Annotated in this window: 4 protein-coding genes; 1 reads left to right on the plus strand and 3 read right to left on the minus strand. The window is 75.4% G+C overall.

The window, feature by feature from the left end; translation table 11 throughout:
* Positions 1-51 precede the first annotated feature (51 nt).
* From AB0E96_RS38050 to AB0E96_RS38060, 3 genes are all read right to left on the minus strand, one after another.
* Positions 52-1,989 (minus strand): glycerophosphodiester phosphodiesterase family protein, encoded by a 1,938-nt coding sequence (locus AB0E96_RS38050; RefSeq protein ID WP_359830964.1) that lies wholly within the window; start codon positions 1,987-1,989, stop codon positions 52-54.
* 268 nt (positions 1,990-2,257) lie between these two features.
* Positions 2,258-3,355: a chemotaxis protein gene (locus AB0E96_RS38055; RefSeq protein WP_359830965.1), complete on the minus strand. Its 1,098-nt coding sequence runs from the start codon at positions 3,353-3,355 to the stop codon at positions 2,258-2,260.
* A 250-nt stretch (positions 3,356-3,605) separates the two neighbouring features.
* On the minus strand, positions 3,606-4,196 hold the full coding sequence (locus AB0E96_RS38060) for a lytic polysaccharide monooxygenase (RefSeq protein ID WP_359830966.1): 591 nt from the start codon (positions 4,194-4,196) through the stop codon (positions 3,606-3,608).
* Positions 4,197-4,513: 317 nt separating this feature from the next.
* Here AB0E96_RS38060 and AB0E96_RS38065 point away from each other — a divergent pair, with 317 nt between their 5' ends.
* Complete coding sequence (locus AB0E96_RS38065) at positions 4,514-4,981, plus strand: MarR family transcriptional regulator (RefSeq protein ID WP_359830968.1); 468 nt, start codon at positions 4,514-4,516, stop codon at positions 4,979-4,981.
* The last annotated feature ends 67 nt before the right edge of the window (positions 4,982-5,048 follow it).

The raw sequence follows: 5,048 nt of genomic DNA on the forward strand, positions 1-5,048 counted from the left end.
GTGCCCGCCGGTGCCGTCGTCGACGGCGCCGGCGGGCACGGCGGCGGGGTGTCAGCCGCGCGGGGCGGCGTCCAGGGCACGGGCCTCGGCGGCGATCAGGGCGGCCCGCTCGGCGGGGACGGTGCGCCCGGCCTGGTTCTCGGCCCAGTGGGCGAGCGGCTGGTACTGGCCCTGGCCGAGCATCACGGTCAGGGTGGCGACGGCGTTGCGGTCGGCGCCGGAGGTGAGCACCAGGGCGGCAAGGCCGGTGGGCGTGGCGGCGATGGTGAACTCGGCGGTGGTCTCGGCGCGGCCGCCGGGGCCGGTGGCCTCGGCGCGCAGGGTGTGCTTGCCGAGCGCGAGGGAGGTGGTGTCCAGAGCGGTGCCGGGTGCCAGTTCCTTGCCGTCCAGGGTGAGGCGGACGGTGTCGGCGCCGCTGGACCGGACGGCGGTGACCGGCTGCTGGGCGCGGTCCAGGGTGGCGCCGGCGGCCGGGGAGGTGATCGCCACGGTGGGCGCGGCGGGCTGGACGGGGGCGGTGCCCTGCAGCCAGGCGCTGTTCCAACCGGCCAGCTCCGCCGGGCGGTTGGTGATGACGCCGTCGACGCCGGCGGCCTCCAGGGCCTTCCAGCGGGTGGCGGAGTCGACCGTCCAGACGTTGACCGCGACGCCGGCGGCGTGCAGGTCCTTCACCACGGCCGGGCGGGCGGCGAGGCCGCCGTCGGAGGGGTTGTAGGCGGACAGGCCGAGGTCCTTGGCGACGGCCACCGGGTCGGCGTCGAGGTCGCCGCGCAGCAGGCCGAGCGGCAGCTCGGGGGCGAGTTCGCGGGTGTGGCGCAGGGCGTCGACCTCGAAGCTCTGGACGAAGACCCGGCCGGTCATCCGGTGGTCGCGCACCTCCTTGACGATCCGGGCGACCTCGTCGCGGCTGTGCCGGCCCTTGATCTCCAGCAGCAGGTTGCCGCCGCGGGTGCGCAGGTCCTCCAGCTGGGCGGCGAGGGTGGGCACGCGGGTGCCGGCGTAGACGGGGCCGAACCAGGAGCCGGCGTCCAGGGCGTCGAGCTGGGCGGCGGTCAGGTCGCGGATGCGGCCCTTGCCGTCGGTGGTGCGGTCGACGGTGTCGTCGTGCAGGACGTAGGGGACGCCGTCCTTGCTGGGCTGGACGTCGTTCTCGATCCACTCGGCGCCGCCGCGGCGGGCGATCTCGTCGGAGACCAGGGTGTTCTCGGGGGCGGCGGAGGAGGCGCCGCGGTGGGCGAAGACGGTCAGCGGGGAGCCGGCCGGGCGCAGCCAGCCGCCGGGGGCCAGGGCGGTGATCCTGAGGTCGTCGAAGGAGACCTTGGCGCCGTTGACGACCAGGGCCTGGCCGCCGTCGGCGGTGCGGGCGACCTGGGTGGTGCGCATGACCTCCTTGCCGTCGAAGATCCAGCGGGCGGTGGTGCCGTGGACCTCGGCGGCGATGCGCACGTCGCGGCCGGTGCCGGCGGCGGTGGGGGCCGCGGCGGTGTCGGTGACGCTCCAGGTGTTGGCGGGGGTGCGCTGGGCGAACTCGAGGCCGTTGGCGGCGGTGGTGCCGGTGCGCATGGTGGCGATCGACCAGGGGGTGGCGCCGCTGGCGGGGACGTCCAGGCCCAGGGCGGTCCAGCGGCCGTTGTCCTGGACGGTCTCGAAGCGGGCGGTGGCCTCGATGCGGAAGTCGTTCAGGTGGCGGCCGAAGGTGATGCGGCTCTGCTGCCCGGAGTTGGCGGAGGTGCCGACCAGGCGGCCGTTCTCCACCTTCCAGTCGCCCTCGGCGGCGGTGAAGCCGGCGGGCAGGGCGGGGGCGGAGAAGTGCTCGTCGAGGACGACCTCGCCGGGGGCCGGGGCGCCGGCGGCCGCGGCGGGGGCGGCTTCGGCGGAGACGGCGCTGGGGGCGTTCAGGGCGACGGCGGTGAGGCCGAGCGAGGCGGCGACGGCGGCGGCGAGCAGGCCGGTGCGGCGGCCCGCGCGGGGGCGGTGACTCTGTGTCATGCGCGGCAGGTTAGGGAGGGTTGCCGAACCGGACGCCACGGCTCCGGGAACCGTTCGTGACCATTGGGGGTGAGGTTCACGACAGTGGCGTCATCCTTGCGCCGTTCGGCCGGTTCGTTTCCGTACGGGTGCGGGGGCGGGTGTGCGGCCGGGCCCGGTGGGGGTGCGGCCGGGCGGTCGCCCTGTGCGACGGTCCGGGGCCCGGCGGCGTTCCGCGGCCGCCCGCCGGGGCGGGGGCGGCCGCGGGGCGGGCCGGGCCGACGGCGGGTCAGTAGCGCAGGACGGCGGCGATCCGGCCGGAGTCGGCGAGGGTGCCGTCGGGAACGAAGCCGACCCGGCCGCCGGTGTCCAGGGTGCGCTCGACCACCTCGTCGACGATGTCCTCGCGGGCGCCGTCCTGGCCGGCCTCGGCGGGCACCAGGTGCTCGCCGTCGTCGCGCACGGTGGCGCGGTAGTTCTCCTCGACCACCAGGCGGGCGATCCGGCCCTCGCCGACGGTCTGCCAGACCTCGTCCAGGCCGGCCGCGAACTGCTGGGCGCCGCGGGCCTTGTCGAGCTGGGCGAGGTTCTCCCCGACCTCGCGCTCGGCGTGGGCGCGCACGGCGGGCTCGACCACCTTGCGGACGGTCTCGGCGTCGGCCTGGGCCAGGCCGCCGTGCGGCAGCTGGGCGGTGGACTCCTTGGCGATCGGGCCGACGGCGTCCAGCAGGGCGAGCGCGGCGGCCTCGCCGACCACGTACAGCGGGCGGGGGGCGGCGGCCAGCAGCTTGCCGACCTCGGTGTCGGCCTGGCGCAGGAAGGTCTTGGTCGCCTCGTCGCGGAAGGTGCTGGGCGTGTCGCCGATCTGCTCCTGCCGCTCGGGGTCGGGGTTGTCGAAGACCCGCACCAGCGGGAAGCCGTGGCCCTTGTCCTCGGCGACCCGCTCCTCGGTGCCGCCCCACAGCACCACCTTGTCGGCGGCGACCGCGAGCACCCAGAACGGGCGCTCGGCGGCGTGCGCGGCGACCAGGTTGCGGGTGAGGTAGGTGTCGGACAGGACCACCCGGGCGGGGGCGGTGCGCCCGAGTGACCACACCTGGTGCTCGCCGGGCGCGGCGAAGAGCGCCAGGCCGTCCTCGGCGTGCACCAGGTCGACCTCGGCGAGGGCCCGGTCGAGCTGCTCCAGCAGGTCGATCCGGTCGGCGCGGGAGACCTTCGGGTCGGCCTGGACGCGCTCCTTCGCCTCGGCCAGCAGGTTGCGCAGCCGGACCGGGTCCTGGGTGTTGTCCGGCTCCCGGCGGTGCGTGGGCATCAGGATCGACACCGCCGGATAGGGCCGCGGCCGGCGCAGCTCGGCGAGGACGGCGGGGCTGAGGTCGGGGCGCATGGAGACCCTCTTTCGTGGACGCGCGGAGCCTGGGCACTGCTGCCAAATGTCGTCAATGTACCTATTCACGGCTTTGGCGGCGCGCGCGAGCACGGCCCGGGGCGGCGTCGGGTCCGGGGTCTGCGGTGGGGACGGGACAGGGGGCGGCGGTACGGGGGGCGGCCCGCCGGCGCCGTCCGGGGTCGGGCGGCGGCGTCGGCGGGACGCGGCGGTCAGGACGGCCCGGGCGACCCGGACCGCCGGAGGACGGTCAGAACTGGACGTCGGTGCAGGAGTAGAAGGCGTTGCCGGTGTCGGCGACGTCCCAGACGGCGACGACCACCTGGTGGCCGGTGCGGCCGCCGGGCAGGGTCGCGGTGTGGGTGGTGGTGGCGGCGGGCTGGCGGCCGTTGTAGGGGACGGTCAGGAACGGGGTGAGGTCCAGGGAGGCGCGGGTGATCGGCTGGCTCGCGTCGTAGCCGGGCTTGGTCAGGAAGTACCGGAAGTTCGTGGTGGAGTGCCGGGCCTCGATCTCCCAGGTGAAGGTGAGCTGCTGGCCCGCCGTCACCTTGGTGGTCGGCCAGGCACCGTTGCGGGGGTTGTCCAGCGGGGCCCAGCGGGCGTCGGCGCCGGCGCAGATGGTGCCGTCCGCCGGGCCGCGGGTCGGGAAGCCCTTGGGGCCCTCGACGCTCTGCGGCTCCCACTGGATGTCGCCGCAGTCCCACGGGACGGCGTTGGCGCCGCAGAGCGCGGAACGGCTCGGCGGCAGGTTGATGAAGCCGTGCGACTGGGCGGGCAGGGCCGCCGCGATCGGCAGGGTGATCGCGGCCGCGGCGGCGGCGATCAGATGGCGCTTGCGCATGGTGCTCCTCCGTGGGGGTGGATGGAGTGTGCGCCCGGCGCGGGGCGTGCGCGTGCGCGTGGGGGTGCGCACGGCGGCCTGCCCGAGACATGGCATGCCCGCGCCAGACCGGTTGCCCGACACCGTAGGATCTGCCTTCCCCGTCCGTCAATGGTCTGAACCATTTGTGGCCACAGTGGTCTGAACCACTCCCGGGGGCGCGGCCGGGGCGACCCCGGAGCGGAAAGTAGTTGCACGAGCGCTATACAAGCTCTAGCCGATATTTCAGTTCATGGCTTATCCTGGACCCAGCCACACACGGAAGGAGGCCGGGCCCCATGACCGCCACAGACCCCGCGCTCACCGCTCTCGCCAACGGTTGGGGCGCCCTGTCCCTCCTGCACGGCCGGATCGAGTCCCACATCGAACGCGCCCTGCAGGCCGCCCACGACCTGAGCGTGCGCGAGTACTCACTGCTCGACGTGCTCAGCCGCCAGCACGAGGGGGTGGGCGGACACCTGCAGATGAAGCAGGTCGCCGACGCGGTCGTGCTCAGCCAGAGCGCCACCACGCGCCTGGTCACCCGACTGGAGGACCGCGGGCTGCTGTCGCGCTACCTGTGTCCGACCGACCGCCGCGGCATCTACACCAACGTGAGCGAGGAGGGCCTGCGACTCCTGGAGGCGGCCCGCCCGACCAACGACGCCGCCCTGCGCGAGGCGCTCGACGAGGCCGGCCGCAACCCGGAGCTGACCTCGCTGGTCCGCGCCGTCGAGGCCCTGGACGCCGCCTCGCCGGCCCGCTGACCCCGGCCGGCCCCGCACCGCCACTCCCCCGGGCCCGGCCCGTCCGAACCGCACCCACGGTTCGGTC

The organism is Kitasatospora sp. NPDC036755, from assembly GCF_040636595.1.
In the GTDB taxonomy this organism is placed as follows: Bacteria; Actinomycetota; Actinomycetes; order Streptomycetales; family Streptomycetaceae; genus Kitasatospora.

Excerpts from the sequence above, each read along its gene's own strand:
- AB0E96_RS38050 (WP_359830964.1), bottom strand. The coding sequence starts at position 1,989 with ATGACACAGAGTCACCGCCCCCGCGCGGGCCGCCGCACCGGCCTGCTC.
- AB0E96_RS38055 (WP_359830965.1), bottom strand. The coding sequence starts at position 3,355 with ATGCGCCCCGACCTCAGCCCCGCCGTCCTCGCCGAGCTGCGCCGGCCG.
- AB0E96_RS38060 (WP_359830966.1), bottom strand. The coding sequence starts at position 4,196 with ATGCGCAAGCGCCATCTGATCGCCGCCGCCGCGGCCGCGATCACCCTG.
- AB0E96_RS38065 (WP_359830968.1), top strand. The coding sequence starts at position 4,514 with ATGACCGCCACAGACCCCGCGCTCACCGCTCTCGCCAACGGTTGGGGC.